This window comes from Paenibacillus xylanilyticus (assembly GCF_047246825.1).
GTDB classification, from domain to species: Bacteria; Bacillota; Bacilli; order Paenibacillales; family Paenibacillaceae; genus Paenibacillus; species Paenibacillus xylanilyticus_B.
Map to the genome: position 1 here is coordinate 364,443 of NZ_JBFOLB010000003.1, position 17,494 is coordinate 381,936.

Below are 17,494 nucleotides of genomic sequence, written 5' to 3' on the forward strand. Positions count from 1 at the left end.
TTATTTATACGTTCACTTATTACTTGAACGGATTGCGCCATTCCATGAGGGCTGCATAGTTGCAGGACTCCGCGTCATCCAGATAATCGGCCGTCACACCAACTGGCATACGGCCGCAACGCAGCAGGAACGAGATCACCGGATCACGGATCTCGCCGGATACTACCTGCTCCAGATACGCCTGAGCCGTCATCTCGGATGCAACCAGATGGTATCCCGGCATTCTTCCGGCACCGAGCAGCCGGTCCATCCCCTCGGCAATCACCAGATGATACATGGCCTGCATCATAAGCTGCGCCAGTCCCCACTTTCGGTACTTCGGACGTACACAGAGATCAACAATATAGAGCGTATTGCCATCAGACTGATGATTGCGGATGTATCCGTCATCCGTCACTTCTGCCCAGTTATGGCTCGTCGGATGTGAAGGGTCCCATTGCATGCGCAGCGAGGTCATCGATCCCGCAAGCTCTCCATCCACTTCAACGCAGATGGCCCCATCTGGGTAGTTGGCTACATGGCTGGCAAGCTGTTCATGGTTCCAGAGCAGCTCTTCCGGATAAGGCGGAGGGAAGCTCTCGGCCTGGATGCGAATCAGTTCATCGAAGTCACCCGTCTGGTATGTACGAATGATAGCCTTAACGGGCTTACCGTTTCGATCCGGACCGGTAATCAACATTTCCTTTTGATACATGCTGTTCCTCTCCTCCTCTCAGCAGATAACGCAATTACTGTTCATACCTCAGTATCGGCGGATCAGCAAACTACTCCCAATCTGTATACAGATCAGTGCGGCGGTCACGCCAAGTCGTTACAGATCCGCGCTCACGCACTTCGTAGAGCAAGTCCAGATCCAGATCGGCCGTTACAATCATATCGTCGTTAATTTCGCCTTCAGCCAGAATACCGCGCGGAGGGAACGGGACATCATTCGGTGTAATGATCGCTGCCTGTCCGTAGTTGGCACGCATGAAGTCCACGGTCGGCAGGTTGCCCACCGTTCCGGTCAGTACAACATAAACCTGGTTCTCCACTGCGCGGGCATGACTCGTATAGCGCACACGGAAGAATCCGTGGCGGTCATCCGTACAGGAAGGACAGAAAATGACGTCAGCCCCTTTGGCTTTTGCCATACGGACGATTTCCGGGAATTCAATATCATAGCAAGTCAACATCGCAATTCTGCCTTTATCTGTATCAAATACTTCCAATCCATCACCCGGTGCCATGTTCCATTCCTGCACTTCAGTTGGGGTGATATGAATCTTGGCCTGGCGTGCAATACGACCATCCGGATAGAACATATGGGCAGTATTATACAGCTTGCCTTCACGTCTGACGACGTGAGTTCCCCCGATCAGATGCATGTTGTATTTGGCAGCCAGCGATGTGAATAGCTGTTCGTACCGCTCTGTAAAGTCTGGCAAATCCTCAATCGTCAGCGCGTTGCCCTGACTGTCTCCGATAGACATTAACTGAGTCGTAAAAAATTCGGGAAACAGCACAAATTCGGTTCCAAATTCGTCAGCTGTCCGTATATAATGCTCGGCTTGAGCAGCGAACTGCTCAAAGGAGCTGATGGTTTGCAATTGGTACTGTACAGCGGATACCCGCAGTTTCATATCTTCCTCCACCTCCACCATTATTCTGCTCTCATTGTAACAACGAAACGAAGTAATTTCTATTTCCTTTGTTCGCTCAACATCGCCTTTGTAAACCCGATCCACTCCCGGGTGGCAAAAGATAGATATCGGTCCTTGCGCCAGATCATGCCGAGCTGCCAGGGAATCACGGGTTCCACAACGGGCATAATGCGTACACGCATATGATCCACCTCACGACATATGGTTTCCGGCAGTAACGCCACACCCAGATTGGCAGCGACCATTGCACTGAGCAGATCCCATTGTGAGCTTTCATAGACGACCCTTGGCTGGAATCCTACATGCTGACAAGCAGCAATGATTCGATCATGCAGGGCAAAATCCTCTCTGAACAGCACAAATGCATCATGCTCCAGTTCACGTAGAGCAACCGACTCTTTTCCCGCAAGTGGGTGCGAAGGGTGCACGAGCAGATTCAGCTTTTCCTCCACAAAAACAAAATGATCGACGAGCTCATCCACCGTCGGAAGCACAGCAACACCAATATCCAGTGCGCCACTGATGACATCAGCCTCCACCTTCTTGGCGCCATCCTCGAACAGTTGAATGCTCACTTGCGGGTACGCCTTATGAAATTCACCAATGATCATGGGGAAAAAGCTGGAACCAACCATTGGTGGCAGACCGATACGCAGATGGCCTTTCTTCAGGTTCATCAGATCATCGAGTTCGGACGACAAACTGCGGAACGACTTCTCGATCTCAAGCGCCTGCCTGAAAAAGACATGACCCGCATCGGTCAATTCGACCTTCTTCCCATACCGGTCCAGCAGGGTAACACCAAGCTCATCTTCAAGGCTTTTGACGGTTTTGCTAATCGTCGGTTGGGTTATAAACAGAACTTCAGCTGCCTTGGTAAAGCTCTGCTGCCGGGCTACTTCCAGAAAATATTGCAAATGGCGGATATCCATCGTCTGATTCCAGCCTCTCATAGATAAATGGAATAGAAAACATTCTTAATATGCATTTTACTCATGAAAGAATGCGATGTAAAATTTGTAACAACAAAGTATGTTTCCATTCATTTTCATAAACAAACAAATCATTCACGATGATGATATAAGGAGGAAATTGAAGTGAAAAAATGGGGACTTGGTGTGCTGCAGGTTGCTCTCCTCATGGTCTTTTCACTGCTCATGGACCAGCTGGCCCGTGCTCTCCATTTGCCTGTGCCGGGTTCCATACTCGGTATGGTCGTACTGTTCATTTTGCTTCAGACACGGGTCGTGAAGCTGCGCTGGATTGAAGTCGGAGCTGCCTGGCTGCTCGGGGAACTGCTGTTGTTCTTCATTCCTTCCGCGGTGGGCATCATGAACTACATGCCGATGCTGGAGCATGACGGACTGCAAATTCTGTTCATTGTCCTGCTTAGTACATTTCTGGTTATGGCCTGCACAGGCCTGGTTGCCACACGAATTGCGAAACGAAAGGAGCGTCACACCGGATGATTGGATTTCTCTGCCTGTTGTTAACCGTCGGTATCTACTTGATCGCCAAACGCATGTATCGTCAATTGCCCAAGGTATATCTGTCTCCGCTGCTGATTACGCCGCTGCTTGTTGTTGGCGTGCTGCTGGCAACCGGAACGGACTATGCGGCCTACAGCAGCGGTGGCAAATGGCTAAGCCTTCTCTTACAACCGGCTACGGTAGCTTTTGCCGTACCGCTATATACGTTTTTCCATGTACTCAAAAAGCATATATCCGAGATCGTCTTCAGTGTAATGACCGGATCGGTGGTTGCCGTGCTGTCTTCCGCCCTGCTTGCCAAATGGCTGCAATTGGATTCCGGCCTGATCCATAGCCTGATTCCGCGTTCCATTACCACACCGATTGCCATGAACGTTTCCGCTACCATTGGAGGCATCCCCGCAGTTACAGCTGTTTTTGTCATCATGACAGGCTTGCTCGGTGCAATTATGGGACCTTCCATCGTAAAAATGCTCCGTATTGACGGAGAGATTGCCCGCGGAACCCTGCTGGGAACGGGCGCGCACGGCACAGGGACCTCAAAAGCTTTTGAACTCAGTTCTCTGACAGGAACCATCTCCAGCATCTCCATGGTACTGGCTGCATTGTTTACTTTGGCGGTTGCGCCTGTTCTTTCTAAACTTATTTTCCCATAATAGATGGAATTAACCCTTTTATTTGAAATATTATTGTTGTATTAAAGCCCTTTCTTCCTTACAATAAGGACAGGTTTTATAAGCGAATATTGCGGGGGAGATGCGATGAAAAGAACCGGAATGAAGAGATCTCTGGACCGCCTTGGACGAATTGTCCTTCCCAAAGAGATGCGGGATACGATGGAAATCCATATCGGCGATCCGCTTGAGTTTTTCATTGAAGGGAAAGAGTTGATTTTAAGAAAGTACAAATCAACGTTGTGTGTGTTTTGCGGTGATATGGATACGGATATGTATTTCAAAGAGCAATTCATCTGCCGGACGTGTGCTGTTCAATTAAAACACCCGGATGACACTCCCGAATGGTTCGTTCCTCAGAACAAACAGGCTCCTGCAGCCGTGGAGCGTCCTGCTTCCAATTCCGCCAAAGTCTCGTCTCCTACATGGGATGAAGGGACTGTACCTGCCAGCACTGAGTACCCTGACCTGCGGCCCAAAACGGCACGCATGCTGCAACAGATGAAAGAAATTGTTGAACAGAATCCCGGTTTGGCTCAGCAGCAGATTGCGGAAAAGCTTGGCATCAGCCAAGGACGCGTCTCCCAATTAAAGAAATTGCTATAATACGATTTCATTTCATTATTTATAATCAGGAGATCTTCCTCTATAGGAAGTCCTACTGCAAGAGAACCCTTTGTTATGTGTGGGTTCTTCTTTTTTTTAATAAGGGTAATAACAAAAGAGGACTACTGTTTATGACAGCAGCCCCCTTGTACTCATTTAATCTATATGTCCGATCTGCTGTTACGCCTGAATGACTTCCAGAATCGATTCTTCTTCCTCCAGCTTGCGCATACCGATCACCAGAACGACAATATTGGCAACCAGCAGTGCTGCTGGAAGAGCAATGGCCCCGTATTGCCCGTAGATCAGATGACTTCCGAGCGCACCAATCAGAATAAACGTCAGCACACCTGCTGCCAACATGCGGGTACGCGGGATCAGCAGCCCTACTGCGCTAAGGAGCTCTACCGCTCCCAGCAGATACATCGTCCATTTCGGATACGAGAAGCTTTCGAAGGTCTGCACCATCATCTCCGCACCCATCACTTTGTTAAGCCCCGTCATCACAAATACACTCGCGAGCAAAACCAGTAAAATATATCCAATAACTTTCATTATGTATGTTCCTCCTGTAACGGATCTAATGGTTAGACAAAAAGAAAAGCTAGAGCATCTTGCCTGCTGCACATTCCGATTCCAATCCAACCTGCAAGATGCTATCTATGTAAAAGCTGTCTTGCGACAACTCGGTTTTCATGCTGGCATGTACGTAAAACAATGATCTATTTACGTATAATAGGTATTAATGAATACCTAGTTACTTTTATGAAGTGAGTATATAATAATAAGATTATTTATTCAAGTAATTTTTTGATAAATAGTGTATAATACATACAAAAGGGTTGCTGCTTGGGTTCTTGTCGCAACTTTTTGGACTGAATGTTTTCTTATTTTTCGTCAGAGTGGCATTAAGCCAGACACTTTTATATACAAGCATTTAGCATCAATCCAGTGAGCGACTTCCAATCGGCAAGATATAGATCGAAATGACCCTTTTCGTTTATATTTTGTACCCGGGAGCGATTTGAATCGAATTATGCAAAATGCAGATACAAGCATCGTTATGTGAATCGAGGTGAATACGTTGAAGCTGAGAAAAGCAAAATCGCCAAGTCCCTGTTTGATCACTCAGGCCATGGACATCATCGGTAAGAAGTGGGTCCTGTTAATCATGTACCAGCTGTTGTCCGGACCCAAGCGTTTCACGGAACTTGAAGCGGAAATGGCCATTAGCGGTCGTTTGTTATCCGAACGATTGAAGGAAATGGAGATGGAAGGAATCGTAACCCGCCATATGTATCCTGAAATCCCGCCCCGTGTTGAATACGAGCTGACTGAGAAAGGCAAAGCTATTGAGCCGGTCATCAATCAGATCTATGGCTGGTCCTCCGACTGGCTGAAACGATAGTAAGGTAATCGCTTGTATGTAACACAAAAAAGCCTGAATAGGGCTGATCTCTTCAGATCAGTTCCCCATTCAGGCTTTTTAATAATGAAGTGAATCAGTGAGACAGGTTCTTGGCAGGCTTAAGCTGCACCGGCAGTCCCGAATCCGCAGACACCAACGCGGCCGTTGTAATTTCCTGTGTACGGCAGGCATCTGCATAGTCAGACAAAATCCTTGTACGGTCCCCGGTACGAAGGGCATGAATAAATGCCTCATTTTCCCGTTCATACGGGTTATGTCCTGCCGGAATCTCCTGACCTGCCATCGCATGGGCAGCAGCACTCGGCAGCAGCAGACGATCCGGTGTCCAGTCCCATACGCCAGCATCGGTATAGAACTGAAGTCCGGCACCGCCTTCCCCATCCGGCAGCAGGCATGTATTGGCAATGCTCGCGATGGCTCCGCTCTCCAGCTTGAGCGTAACATTCGCCACATCCGCTACCGTAACATGGTCATGTTTCTCATGCATCACACGCTGAGCTGCCACGGCGTATACCTCAGTTACTTCTCCTGCACAATACCGGAGCAGATCCACAATATGTGTTGTCTGCTCGACAAACTGTCCGCCAGACCCATCCTGGCGCCGCCACCAGGAAACTCCTGGCATACCACCCATCCAACGTCCGAGTGCCATGCCTACCGTCTGATCCTTCATTGCTCCCCGCAGAACTTGAGCCGCTTCCTGATAGCGGAAGTGATAGCCTACAGAAGTGAGCAATCCTTTATCCTTCACCTGCTCCAATATCTGGCGCGGGATGTCCATCCCTGTGCTCAGCGGTTTCTCCACGAGGAACGGAATGCCGCGGCGAATCAGTTCCGCTTCAATTGAACCGTGAGACATCGGCGGCACACAGATGTAGACCGCATCCAGCTTTTCTCCATCCAGCATCTGTTCAAGCTCACTGTAACCCACAGCATCATATACGGAAGCCATCGCCTCAGCCTTCTCCAACGTGGTCCCTAGCACACTTGCCACACGAACACCTTCCATTCGTGCCAAAATATCTGCATGGACCTTGCTGAACCAGCCTGTTCCAATAATACCGATCTGTAACGTCATGGATGTAATCCCCTCTCTTTGTTACGCGCTTACATGTTCCATTCGACCCCCGGATTCGAAATCCTGCATTACCTTTTGCCGGATGCCTCCAATATCAGCCGGTCCAGCTCCTGTTCGTACAATGTCTTTTGTTCATCCGTCCAGCATAACCGCTCACTCATGTACTTAATAACGGCCGACTTATATTTGCGAACCTCATGGATTCGAAAAAATAAATCCCCTGTCCGTCGCACCAAGAAGTCCGCCGGGGTTACAGCCATCTCTTCTTCAATGGCATAATCAAGCATGAGCAGCAGTTCCTGTGGCATGCCATGCCGTTCAGCCTTGGCACGCGGATCAGGCATGCGGTCATATAGTGCATCCACATTGGAGCCATAGGTACGGGCCAGCCGCTCCGCTGCAGACCGATCCAGCCCCAGAGCAACTCCATCCTTAATTTTGCGCTCTGTATAGGAAGCAAATCCGGCTGAACCACCCACGTCTCCACCGGAGATTGGCATCTTCTTCGTGATACAGGGACCTATGGATCTACCCGTTTCCTGTTCCAGCTGGCGGGCAGCCAGATCAACAACCATTTCAGCCATTTTGCGATACCCGGTCAACTTGCCTCCTGCAATCGTGATCAGCCCGGACGGCGATATCCAAACTTCGTCCTTGCGTGATATTTCGGAGGGCCCCTTGCCTTCCTCGTGGATCAACGGACGCACGCCTGCCCACCCCGACTCCACATCTTCGGCACGAATTTGAACTTCTGGAAACATGCCGTTTACCGCATCAATGACATAATCCCGATCTGCTTCGGAAATGAGCGGATGGGCCGGGTCATCTTTGAAGACGGTATCTGTCGTCCCCACGTATGTTTTGTCATCCCGCGGAACTGCGAAGACCATCCTTCCATCCGCGGTATCGAAATAAACAGCCTGCCGAAGCGGAAACCTGGACCCGTCGAACACCAAATGAATCCCCTTGGTCATCTGCAGCGTTTTGCCCTGGCGTGAACCATCCACCTTGCGCAGCTCATCAACCCACGGACCCGAAGCATTGATGATCCTGCTCGCCATTAGTTGAACATGTTGGCCTGTTATCTGATCTGTAGCCTGGATGCCGATGATCTTGCCTTGTTCCTTCACGAAACCGTCTGCTTTTACATAGTTCACAGCTTGTGCCCCGCGGCGCACAGCTTCTTTCATCACTTCAAGGGTGAGCCTTGCATCATCCGTCCGATATTCCACATATAGCCCACCGCCCAGCAGTCCCTCTCGGCGCAGCAAAGGTTCACGATCCGAGACGGCTCCGGCATTCAACATTGTGCGACGTTCGCTGCGCTTTACGCCAGCGAGTCGGTCATACACCATCAAACCAATGGACGTGCTGAAGCGGCCAAATGTACCTCCCGTATAAATGGGTAACAGCATCGGTTCCGGTGTCGTCACGTGGGGTCCATTTTCATACACTATTGCCCGTTCACGCCCTACCTCAGCCACCATTTTCACTTCAAACTGTTTCAGATATCTCAAGCCGCCATGTACCAGTTTAGTGGAACGGCTGGACGTACCCGCAGCAAAATCCTGCATCTCAACCAGCCCGGTCTTTAGTCCACGGGACGCTGCATCAAGTGCAATGCCTGCCCCTGTAATCCCTCCGCCTATCACCAATATGTCAAAATGTGCATTCGCCATCGATTGAAGATACTCACTGCGTAGCTCTGCTGAGAAAGGTGCTGCCATCGGTATGCCTCCCATTCATTGACTTTATTTTCTATACAAATTTTCCGTAAAAGAACAAAAAAAGACCACGTCATTCGCTACAGCAATTGCTGAGCGGTACGTGGTCTCTCCCGATCTCCAGACATCATTTTTTAACTTGTGCCTTAATCCTATCACACATTTTGAGCGGCGTGAAGGCCTGAAATGACACATTATTCAAAAAAATTTCAAAAAGATGTTCTGCCTAAGGATGTAATTTCAAACTGACCCACTAACCTTTTTGTTTTCCTTTTAATGGGCATATTCATTTCCTCATCCAGGAAAATAAACCCTGTAATTTATGCATCATTTTCCACCAATAAATATCAACTATTGAATTTGTTTAATGAAAAAGTACAAATGCCCATGTTAAATTAGCATACTCACTTGAAGGCCATCGCAGCTTTTACCGCACGCTGCCAGCCTGCGTACAAATCGTTCCTTGTTTCCTCCGCCATTACCGGATTGAACACACGCTCCGTGTTCTCATGATCTGTAAGTTCCTCGGTGCTTTCCCAGTATCCTACGGCAAGACCTGCCAAATAGGCCGCCCCCAGAGCAGTTGTCTCGTTTACCAAAGGGCGTTCAACCGGAATCCCCAAAATATCGCTCTGGAATTGCATCAGAAAGTCATTCGCCGCTGCACCGCCATCGACACGCAATGAATCGACAGCGATGCCCGAGTCGGATTCCATGGCAGCCAGCACATCTCTGGTCTGATAGGCTAATGCCTCCAGCGCAGCACGGATAAAGTGTTCCTTGGTTGTTCCGCGTGTCAGGCCAAATACAGCCCCCTTAACCTCGCTGTCCCAATACGGACTGCCCAGCCCCACAAAGGCCGGTACCATATACACACCATCTGTGGATGGCACCCTTGTGGCATAATCCTCGCTATCTTTTGAGGAGCGCAGCATTCTTAACCCATCGCGCAGCCACTGAATTGCGGAGCCTGCAACAAAGATGCTGCCTTCCAATGCATACTCCACCTTACCGTTCACGCCCCAGGCAATCGTTGTAATAAGTCCATGGTCGGACTGCACCGGATCTTCCCCGGTATTCATGAGCATGAAGCACCCAGTGCCGTATGTGTTTTTCATACTGCCCTTGGTATAACATCCCTGCCCGAACAGGGCGGCTTGCTGGTCGCCTGCTGCTCCCGCGATCGGAACCCGGTGACCGAAAAAGTGATAATCCATCGTATGTGCGTACACCTCAGAGGAGCCCCGTACTTCTGGGAGCATCGCTTTTGGAATGTCGAGAATGCCCAGCAGTTCATCATCCCACTGCAGATCATAGATGTTATACATTAATGTGCGGGAAGCATTGGACACGTCCGTCACATGTGTACCTCCACTCAGCTTCCAGATGAGCCAGCTGTCGATCGTGCCAAACAGCAGCTCCCCTTGCGCAGCACGTTCCCGCGCTCCTGGTACATGGTCCAGAATCCACTTGACTTTGGTACCGGAAAAATAGGGATCAATGAGCAGACCCGTTTTCTGACGAAAAAGGTCAGCCAGCCCCTGGGACTTCAGCTCTTCACATATCCCAGCAGTCTGTCTCGATTGCCAAACTACAGCATTATAAATAGGGCGACCCGTTTCTTTGTCCCACACCACGGCCGTCTCACGCTGATTCGTAATCCCGATTCCGGCAATCTGGACGGGCTTGATTCCGCTCTCTGCCAGACATGAAGCCATCACCGCAAGAATGGAACTCCAGATTTCATTCGCATTCTGCTCGACCCATCCCGGTTTGGGAAAATACTGCGGAAATTCCTGCTGCGCAATATGTATAATCTCCCCATCCCGGTTAAACAAAATGGCCCGGGAACTTGTAGTTCCCTGATCCAGAGCCATAATATACTTTTCCATATAGACAACCTCCTGTGTAAGCATATGGCATCATTCGGTTCCAGCGGAGCTGCCTGAATTGATGCAATGCATTGAGTTATGCTACTGTTTCGATCTTGTAAGCGATTCCCCAAAGTGTCGGATCAGGTCAAAATTGGACGTCGTTACCGCTGTTGCTCCAGCCTCCAGCGCCAATTCGACTTCTTGGGCGGATCGGATCAGTCCACCGGCAATAATGGGGATTCCTGTCCGCTCTGCCACCTCCGTAATAATATGCGGAATAACGCCGGGAAGCACCTCAATATAATCCGGCTTTGTTTTCGCCAGCAATTGATAACTCTTCTCCAATGCATTCGTATCCAGCAGAAACACACGCTGAATGGCGGTAATCCCCTTTTGTTTCGCTTTTTGAATCACGGTCGCCCGCGTTGAAATCAATCCTGCCGGACGAATATGTTGACACAGATATTCTGCCGCGTACTCGTCATTCTTCAGCCCTTGTACCAGATCGGCATGGAGCAGTATTTTCTTGCTGCGGCGCCGAGCCTCATCCAGCAAACTCTCCAACTGAGCAATATGGGTATCCAGCAGAACCCCATACGTGTAAGGGCCGTCAATAATTGCTTCGAACTGCTTCATGCTCTTGGCAGCCGGTAACATACTCTGTCCCTCAAATGGCACAATCGTTCCTCCTGCATTACTCAGATTGCCTATATTGTATAATCCGCATGGTAGATCGGCAAGCAGAGCCAAGCATCACAAGTTGGATCCAATGGAATGCAGTGCTCCGTACTAAACACGAAAAAGCCGTTGTTGCACACCTCTGAAGAAGTGAACAACAACGGCCAGCCTGTCGGTTATACAACATGACGTTTCCAACCGAAAAATCATGCAGTGTTAACGTATATGGACTATACGTTAAGCCTGTGCATGCGGAAGCAGCGCTTCTGCCCCGGCCCAGCCATCATTCTCTGCCAAGTGACCGGAACGGCTTACTTTGGTCTGCAAATATTTCTCATTGAAAGCCGAGCGGTCTCCCCACAATGGAACACGTCCGCCCACATTCAGTCCTGCTTCCTGCAATGCAGCCAGCTTCCGCGGGTTGTTGGTGATCAATGTAACTGGTGCGGAACGCAGTGCACGCAATACGGCAATGGCATCATCATAGTTACGCGCATCGTCCGTAAAGCCGAGTTGAAGGTTGGCATCCACGGTATCCAAACCTTCTTCTTGCAGAATGTACGCCATCGCTTTGCTGAACAGACCAATACCGCGGCCTTCATGGTTCGCCAGATAGAACAATGCACCCGCTCCATGGGCTGCGATCATTTTCATGGACTGCTCCAGCTGGAAGCCGCAATCACAGCGTTTGCTGCCAAAAATATCGCCGGTATGACAGATGCTGTGCATGCGGATCAGCGCTTCCTGTGCTTCAGCAAAATCTCCATACACGAGCACGCTCGATTGCTGACGCTCCGCCAGTTCGGCAGTCGCCAGCGATTCAATCAGCTCGCCGCTGTCCATCACCTTATCCGATTTCAGCCAGCTGTACCACTGGAATGTGCGTGTCTCTCCATCCAAATTGACCGGCAGTTTGATCGGCCCAACCAGATATATAAATTCTTTTCCACTCGGAAAAGTCTGGATTTTGGGGGCAAGTAGTTGAATAATATGTGAATTGATCATAATGATAAGTTCCTCCTGTTAAGCCATTTTATATGCTGGTTGAGTCGCATCAAGACCGAAAAAAGATCATCGGACGGATATAGTACGTATCTATATTATTGTCATCATCATTAGTTACTTTATGTAAGCAAGTTTAAAATAAAAATTATATTGTGTCAAGTAACTTTTGTTTTTAAAGTAACTAATAAAATTATGATATGGAACCGACACAAATTTGTGTTTCATTTTTGGAATATTGGGTATGAGTTTATAAACTGCTCATAGAATGATGTTGTAGTCCAAAGTACTTCATGCCTCGAACTTAACGATGAGGGGGTTGTGCACATGATCCGCGGGAAAAAAACTTGCTGGACAGCCATCATGATGGTCTGCGTCCTGCTTATAAGCGGATGCTCCATCTGGCCAGGACAAAACGATTCTGCGAACAACAAAAAGGTAGCGCTTACACTATGGTACTGGAACCGTTCCATTGATGATAAGCTGATTGCCAAGGCCAGGGAAAAGTTCCCCAATATTGAGCTGACCGCTCAAAAGATCGGTGGTGATTTTAAGGCAAAGCTCAAGACAACGCTGGCAGCCAAATCAGGTGAGCCGGATATTGTGGCCTTAAATGACTGGATCATGGAGCTCTTCCCCAGTGAGGACCGTTTTTATAATCTATATGACCTCGGTGCAGGGGATATCGAAGACCAATACCTGGAATGGAAATGGAAGCAAGGTGTGACACCAAGCGGACAGATGATCGGTTTTCCGATGGATACGGGACCGACAGCACTCTTTTACCGTGCAGACCTGTTCAAGGAAGCTGGACTTCCTTCCGAGCCTGAAGAGGTTACCCGTCAGCTGAACAGCTGGGAGGCGTATGCTGCTGCCGGAGAACAGATCAAGAAGAAATTCGGAGGAAAGGTTTATCTGACCGATAACATTGGAAGCGTTTACAATCAAGTGTTGTCCCAAGGGGCTGAACGTTACTTCCGTCCGGATGGTTCGTTTATCGGAATGGACTCCCCTCTCGTACGAACAAGCTGGGATACATCCATTGATTTTAAACAAAAAGGACTGCTTGCCAATGCGGACGGCTGGACGCCAGGCTGGAATGCAGCGATGAACAATGGGGAAATTGCATCATTCGTAGGTGCTGTCTGGATGAAACAGGTGCTGCAGGAAGCTGCGCCGGATACATCCGGTAAGTGGCGGGTAGCCCGCGCTCCTGGAGGAGACGGCAATAACGGCGGTTCGTTCCTGTCCATTCTGAAATCCAGTGAGCATCCTCAGGAAGCATTCGAGCTGGTTCGCTGGCTGCAGAGTCCGGAAAACCAACTGGAGCAATATCAAACATTGAACCTTTTCCCTTCCGCACCAGGCGTGTTTGATTCACCTGCAATGAAAGAAGAAGAGCCCTTCTTCGGCGGACAGGCGACGGGGCCTGTATTTGCCGAATCGGCACAGCAAGTTCCAGATGCTTTTTTTGGTGAACGATACCCATCGGTGCACAACATTATTACCCGGCGGCTGAATGATGTCGCGAAGCAAAATGCCGATCCCGGGCAGGTCTGGACCGATACCGTACACCGCGTCGAGCGGGAACTGCAGCGTTAACCTGAAGAACGTGTGTGTTCGATATCCGCAAAGGAGGAATTCATATGGCTGTCACCGAACCTCGCCTCACTCCCGAACCCGGAGCCGTGCGTCCGGACCTGGATCGGAAGAAATCTCTCCTGTCCCAGATTTGGGAGCATCGTGCTCTATATGTTGCGATCTCTCCGTTTTATGTTCTGTTTGCCGTGTTTGGCCTGTTCCCCATCGGTTTCTCGTTGTATCTGGCGTTCCATAAGTGGGACGGAATCGGAGTAATGACATACAACGGGCTGAACAACTTCAAATACATGCTGACTGATGCCGAGTTCTGGCAGGCTGTGGGCAATACGTTCATGATCTGGATTTACTCTACCATACCCATGCTGTTTTTCGCGCTGATCGTGGCCTTTTTGCTGCATGCGCCATTCGTGAAGTTCCGTACGCTGTTTCGAGTCGGTTACTTCCTGCCGAATGTCACCTCCATCGTGGCCGTGGCGATCATTTTCGGCGCGCTGTTTGCCAACAATTACGGCTTCCTCAACTACCTGCTGCAGTCGGTCGGGCTTCCGGTCGTGGAATGGCTTAATGCCCCTTGGGGCATTAAGGTGGCCATCTCCTCCATGGTGGTCTGGCGCTGGACGGGTTACAACGCGGTCATTTACCTGGCAGGACTTCAGAGCATTCCGCAAACCTTGTATGAAGCAGCCAAAATTGACGGTGCATCCGGGATACAATCCTTTTTCCGAATTACGATTCCAATGCTGCGACCTGTCATTTTGTTCACGGTGATTACATCAACGATTGGTGGCATGCAGCTGTTCACCGAACCCCAGATTCTCGTGGGCAACGACGGCGGAGCAGGTGCGGCCGGGATGACCATCGTTCTGTACCTTTACCGCGAATCGTTTATTAACAATTACTTCGGCTATGGTGCAGCGGTCGGTTGGGGCATGTTCCTCATTATCGCCCTGTTCTCCATCGTGAACTGGAAGCTCGTTCAAGGCAAATCATCCTGATGTGACAAGGGGGGAGCGCTCATGACGTCCAAACACCTCAAATCGCTGGTGTTGTATACCGGTCTTATCGGGGGCATGCTCATTTCCATGTTCCCGTTCTATTGGCTAATTGTAATGTCCACCCGGACGACGTCCGACATTTACGCCTTTCCGCCCCAGCTCTGGTTCGGGGGAGAACTATGGAATAATATCAGCCGGGTGCTGGAGCAAATTGACTTCTGGGGCGCATTTGTAAATACATTGTTTGTATCCGGCATGGTGACGGTACTGGTGTTGTTCTTTGATTCACTGGCGGGTTTTGCGTTTGCGAAGTTTGAATTCCCGGGCAAAAAGTGGCTCTTCGTCCTGCTGCTCGCCACCATGATGGTGCCTTCCCAGCTGTCGCTGGTACCTTCCTTCGTGCTCATGGCTACGTTCGGGTGGGTCGGTTCCTTCAAGGCCCTCATCATTCCGGGCATGGTGAACGCCTTCGGCATCTTCTGGATTCGCCAGTATGCCACGGAGTCCATACCTAATGACCTGCTCGATGCGGGCCGGATTGACGGCTGTAATTTTTTCCGGCTCTATTGGAACGTGGCGCTGCCAATCCTGCGACCTGCGTTTGCGTTTCTCGGAGCATTTACCTTTATCGGTGTGTGGAATGACTACCTGTGGCCGCTTATTGTCCTGACAGATGAGCGCAAATACACGCTGCAGATTGCCCTCTCCCAATTAAACGGTCTGTACAATACGGACTACGCCATGGTCATTGCCGGTACACTGCTCGCGGTTATTCCGCTTATCATCATGTTCCTGTTCATCAGCCGCCAGTTCATTTCAGATATTGCTGCAGGAGCTGTGAAGGACTAAGGCACCGACATTTTGATCCATCCCTCAAGTCTGATATTCTTATCTATAGATAAATACCAGATGCCATATAAGTTGGATGAGAAGCAACACGTATACGGAGGGGACAGAAAGGACCTGAGGAAGTGCAACGTTCGCGTTTATAACCAAATTTCTTCCTTTGAAGAGGAGATCCAAGAAATTTGGGAATAACAGCGATCAGAAGGCTTTCTGTACCCGGAGTGTTAACGTGCAGCAGCGTTCATTTAACTTATATGTTAGAGAAAGAGGGATGACAAAATGGCTTCTTCACCCTATATGATCGGCGTAGATATCGGCACCACCTCCACCAAGGCTGTACTGTTTGAACAGAACGGCTCCATCGTGGCTCAGGGCGGTGCCGATTATCCGCTATACACTCCTACTCCTGCGATTGCAGAACAGGATGCGGACGATATTTTCCAAGCTGTCCTGGAATCCGTTAAACAGGCCACGTCCAAGGCGGGCGTCAAACCTGACGAAATCCTGTTTGTATCGTTCAGCTCCGCCATGCACAGCATCCTGCCTGTCGATGAACACGGCAAACCGCTGATGCGGGCCATGACGTGGGCAGACAATCGCAGTGCCGAGTGGACCCAAGCACTCAAAACCGAGATGAACGGCCACGAAATCTACCTGAGAACAGGTACGCCGATCCATCCAATGTCACCTATTACCAAAATCATGTGGCTGACCCGGGAACAGCCGGAACTGTTTAAGCAGACCCATAAATTCATCTCCATGAAAGAATACGTGTTCTTCAAGCTGTTCAATGAATACGTGATTGATCACTCCATGGCATCTGCTACAGGAATGATGAATCTCGAAAAACTGGACTGGGACGAGGAAGCCCTGCATGTGGCAGGGATTACGCCAGACCATTTGTCCCGGCTTGTGCCGACCACCCATGTGTTCAAGCAAGGTCTGAACCCGGAGCTCGCCAAGGAAATGGGCATTGCAGACAAAACACCATTTGTCATCGGGGCCAGTGACGGCGTGCTCTCCAATCTCGGCGTGAACGCCATTGATCCTGGCGTTGTGGCCGTGACCATCGGTACCAGCGGCGCGATTCGCACGGTAGTGGACAAACCGGTTACCGATCCAAAAGGCCGCTTCTTCTGTTACGCGCTCACTGAGGATGCGTGGGTAATCGGTGGTCCGGTGAACAACGGCGGGGTCATTTTCCGCTGGATTCGGGACGAGTTTGCGGCTTCCGAGGTAGAGACGGCAAAGCGACTGGGCATCGATCCTTATGAAGTGTTGACTCGTGTCGCGGAAAATGTACCCCCAGGATCGGAAGGTCTGCTCTTCCATCCCTATATGACAGGTGAGCGGGCTCCGCTCTGGAATCCGAATGCTCGCGGCTCCTTCTTCGGCCTGACGCTTCATCATAAGAAGGAGCACATGATCCGCGCGGCTTTGGAAGGCGTGCTGTTCAATCTGTATACCGTCATGCTGGCAATTGAGGAGAAAATCGGCCGTCCCACCAAAATTCAGGCAACAGGCGGCTTCGCCCGCTCCGAACTGTGGCGCCAGATGATGGCGGATATATTCGACCAGGATGTGATCATTCCTGAAAGTATTGAGAGCTCCTGCCTGGGCGCAGCTGTGCTGGGTCTTTACGCCCTTGGCCGCATTGATTCCCTGAGTGCCGTCTCCGGCATGATCGGATCAACGCATCGTCATCAGCCGGACCCGGACAGTGTCCGCATCTACCGGGAATTGCTGCCGATCTTCATCCGGATCTCTCGCAAGTTTGAAGAGGAGTATGCGGATATCGCCGCTTTTCAAAATAAAACGATGCATCAGAAGTAAGCTTGCCACGCTAACGAATC

Annotated in this window: 17 protein-coding genes; 8 read left to right on the forward strand and 9 right to left on the reverse strand. The window is 50.0% G+C overall.

Annotation, left to right across the window (positions count from 1 at the left end; all coding sequences use genetic code 11):
* Positions 1 to 19: 19 nt before the first annotated feature.
* The 3 genes from AB3N00_RS20985 to cidR all read right to left on the reverse strand — a co-directional run bounded on the left by AB3N00_RS20985 (position 20) and on the right by cidR (position 2,575).
* The gene (locus AB3N00_RS20985; RefSeq protein WP_413036327.1) at positions 20 to 694 is read right to left on the reverse strand and encodes a GNAT family N-acetyltransferase; all 675 of its coding nucleotides are present in this window, start codon (positions 692 to 694) and stop codon (positions 20 to 22) included.
* A 70-nt stretch (positions 695 to 764) separates the two neighbouring features.
* On the reverse strand, positions 765 to 1,622 hold the full coding sequence (locus AB3N00_RS20990; protein ID WP_413036328.1) for a carbon-nitrogen hydrolase family protein: 858 nt from the start codon (positions 1,620 to 1,622) through the stop codon (positions 765 to 767).
* A 59-nt stretch (positions 1,623 to 1,681) separates the two neighbouring features.
* Positions 1,682 to 2,575, reverse strand: a complete 894-nt coding sequence (cidR, locus tag AB3N00_RS20995; protein WP_175396818.1) for a cidABC operon transcriptional activator CidR — start codon at positions 2,573 to 2,575, stop codon at positions 1,682 to 1,684.
* Between the two features lie 165 nt (positions 2,576 to 2,740).
* On the opposite strand from cidR, the gene AB3N00_RS21000 reads away from it, so the two are divergent.
* The 3 genes from AB3N00_RS21000 (at position 2,741) to AB3N00_RS21010 (ending at position 4,413) form a co-directional block, all read left to right on the forward strand.
* Positions 2,741 to 3,112 (forward strand): CidA/LrgA family protein, encoded by a 372-nt coding sequence (locus AB3N00_RS21000; protein WP_239301435.1) that lies wholly within the window; start codon positions 2,741 to 2,743, stop codon positions 3,110 to 3,112.
* On the forward strand, positions 3,109 to 3,789 hold the full coding sequence (locus AB3N00_RS21005; protein ID WP_413036329.1) for a CidB/LrgB family autolysis modulator: 681 nt from the start codon (positions 3,109 to 3,111) through the stop codon (positions 3,787 to 3,789). Before AB3N00_RS21000 ends, AB3N00_RS21005 begins: the two co-directional genes overlap by 4 nt.
* A gap of 105 nt (positions 3,790 to 3,894) precedes the next feature.
* Positions 3,895 to 4,413: an AbrB/MazE/SpoVT family DNA-binding domain-containing protein gene (locus AB3N00_RS21010; protein ID WP_413036330.1), complete on the forward strand. Its 519-nt coding sequence runs from the start codon at positions 3,895 to 3,897 to the stop codon at positions 4,411 to 4,413.
* 180 nt (positions 4,414 to 4,593) lie between these two features.
* On the opposite strand, the gene AB3N00_RS21015 is transcribed toward AB3N00_RS21010, so the two are convergent.
* Entirely contained in the window at positions 4,594 to 4,968 is a 375-nt protein-coding gene (locus AB3N00_RS21015) for a DoxX family protein (RefSeq protein WP_413036331.1), read from the reverse strand.
* 580 nt (positions 4,969 to 5,548) lie between these two features.
* Between AB3N00_RS21015 and AB3N00_RS21020 the strand changes: the two genes are divergently transcribed.
* A complete protein-coding gene (locus tag AB3N00_RS21020; protein WP_413036601.1) occupies positions 5,549 to 5,821 on the forward strand; it encodes a winged helix-turn-helix transcriptional regulator in 273 nt (90 codons plus the stop codon).
* Positions 5,822 to 5,915: 94 nt separating this feature from the next.
* On the opposite strand, the gene AB3N00_RS21025 is transcribed toward AB3N00_RS21020, so the two are convergent.
* The 5 genes from AB3N00_RS21025 to AB3N00_RS21045 form a co-directional block, all read right to left on the reverse strand.
* Positions 5,916 to 6,920, reverse strand: a complete 1,005-nt coding sequence (locus tag AB3N00_RS21025; RefSeq protein WP_413036332.1) for a Gfo/Idh/MocA family protein — start codon at positions 6,918 to 6,920, stop codon at positions 5,916 to 5,918.
* Positions 6,921 to 6,988: 68 nt separating this feature from the next.
* Entirely contained in the window at positions 6,989 to 8,647 is a 1,659-nt protein-coding gene (locus tag AB3N00_RS21030; protein ID WP_413036333.1) for a glycerol-3-phosphate dehydrogenase/oxidase, read from the reverse strand.
* 401 nt (positions 8,648 to 9,048) lie between these two features.
* On the reverse strand, positions 9,049 to 10,536 hold the full coding sequence (gene glpK / locus AB3N00_RS21035) for a glycerol kinase GlpK (protein WP_413036334.1): 1,488 nt from the start codon (positions 10,534 to 10,536) through the stop codon (positions 9,049 to 9,051).
* An 81-nt stretch (positions 10,537 to 10,617) separates the two neighbouring features.
* The gene (locus AB3N00_RS21040) at positions 10,618 to 11,196 is read right to left on the reverse strand and encodes a glycerol-3-phosphate responsive antiterminator (RefSeq protein WP_413036335.1); all 579 of its coding nucleotides are present in this window, start codon (positions 11,194 to 11,196) and stop codon (positions 10,618 to 10,620) included.
* A gap of 237 nt (positions 11,197 to 11,433) precedes the next feature.
* Positions 11,434 to 12,201 carry a GTP cyclohydrolase II gene (locus AB3N00_RS21045; RefSeq protein ID WP_413036336.1) on the reverse strand — a complete coding sequence of 256 codons (768 nt, stop codon included), beginning with the start codon at positions 12,199 to 12,201 and terminating at the stop codon, positions 11,434 to 11,436.
* A 324-nt stretch (positions 12,202 to 12,525) separates the two neighbouring features.
* Between AB3N00_RS21045 and AB3N00_RS21050 the strand changes: the two genes are divergently transcribed.
* The 4 genes from AB3N00_RS21050 (at position 12,526) to gntK (ending at position 17,474) form a co-directional block, all read left to right on the forward strand.
* On the forward strand, positions 12,526 to 13,800 hold the full coding sequence (locus AB3N00_RS21050; protein WP_413036337.1) for an ABC transporter substrate-binding protein: 1,275 nt from the start codon (positions 12,526 to 12,528) through the stop codon (positions 13,798 to 13,800).
* 44 nt (positions 13,801 to 13,844) lie between these two features.
* Positions 13,845 to 14,795 (forward strand): carbohydrate ABC transporter permease, encoded by a 951-nt coding sequence (locus tag AB3N00_RS21055; RefSeq protein WP_413036338.1) that lies wholly within the window; start codon positions 13,845 to 13,847, stop codon positions 14,793 to 14,795.
* 21 nt (positions 14,796 to 14,816) lie between these two features.
* Positions 14,817 to 15,644, forward strand: coding sequence for a carbohydrate ABC transporter permease (locus AB3N00_RS21060; RefSeq protein WP_175396829.1), 828 nt, complete (start codon positions 14,817 to 14,819; stop codon positions 15,642 to 15,644).
* Positions 15,645 to 15,920: 276 nt separating this feature from the next.
* The gene (gene gntK / locus AB3N00_RS21065; protein ID WP_413036339.1) at positions 15,921 to 17,474 is read left to right on the forward strand and encodes a gluconokinase; all 1,554 of its coding nucleotides are present in this window, start codon (positions 15,921 to 15,923) and stop codon (positions 17,472 to 17,474) included.
* Positions 17,475 to 17,494: the final 20 nt, after the last annotated feature.

Coding starts and splice junctions, on each gene's coding strand:
- AB3N00_RS20985 (WP_413036327.1), bottom strand. CDS start 694: ATGTATCAAAAGGAAATGTTGATTACCGGTCCGGATCGAAACGGTAAG.
- AB3N00_RS20990 (WP_413036328.1), bottom strand. CDS start 1,622: ATGAAACTGCGGGTATCCGCTGTACAGTACCAATTGCAAACCATCAGC.
- cidR (WP_175396818.1), bottom strand. CDS start 2,575: ATGGATATCCGCCATTTGCAATATTTTCTGGAAGTAGCCCGGCAGCAG.
- AB3N00_RS21005 (WP_413036329.1), top strand. CDS start 3,109: ATGATTGGATTTCTCTGCCTGTTGTTAACCGTCGGTATCTACTTGATC.
- AB3N00_RS21010 (WP_413036330.1), top strand. CDS start 3,895: ATGAAAAGAACCGGAATGAAGAGATCTCTGGACCGCCTTGGACGAATT.
- AB3N00_RS21015 (WP_413036331.1), bottom strand. CDS start 4,968: ATGAAAGTTATTGGATATATTTTACTGGTTTTGCTCGCGAGTGTATTT.
- AB3N00_RS21020 (WP_413036601.1), top strand. CDS start 5,549: ATGGACATCATCGGTAAGAAGTGGGTCCTGTTAATCATGTACCAGCTG.
- AB3N00_RS21025 (WP_413036332.1), bottom strand. CDS start 6,920: ATGACGTTACAGATCGGTATTATTGGAACAGGCTGGTTCAGCAAGGTC.
- AB3N00_RS21030 (WP_413036333.1), bottom strand. CDS start 8,647: ATGGCAGCACCTTTCTCAGCAGAGCTACGCAGTGAGTATCTTCAATCG.
- glpK (WP_413036334.1), bottom strand. CDS start 10,536: ATGGAAAAGTATATTATGGCTCTGGATCAGGGAACTACAAGTTCCCGG.
- AB3N00_RS21045 (WP_413036336.1), bottom strand. CDS start 12,201: ATGATCAATTCACATATTATTCAACTACTTGCCCCCAAAATCCAGACT.
- AB3N00_RS21050 (WP_413036337.1), top strand. CDS start 12,526: ATGATCCGCGGGAAAAAAACTTGCTGGACAGCCATCATGATGGTCTGC.
- AB3N00_RS21055 (WP_413036338.1), top strand. CDS start 13,845: ATGGCTGTCACCGAACCTCGCCTCACTCCCGAACCCGGAGCCGTGCGT.
- AB3N00_RS21060 (WP_175396829.1), top strand. CDS start 14,817: ATGACGTCCAAACACCTCAAATCGCTGGTGTTGTATACCGGTCTTATC.
- gntK (WP_413036339.1), top strand. CDS start 15,921: ATGGCTTCTTCACCCTATATGATCGGCGTAGATATCGGCACCACCTCC.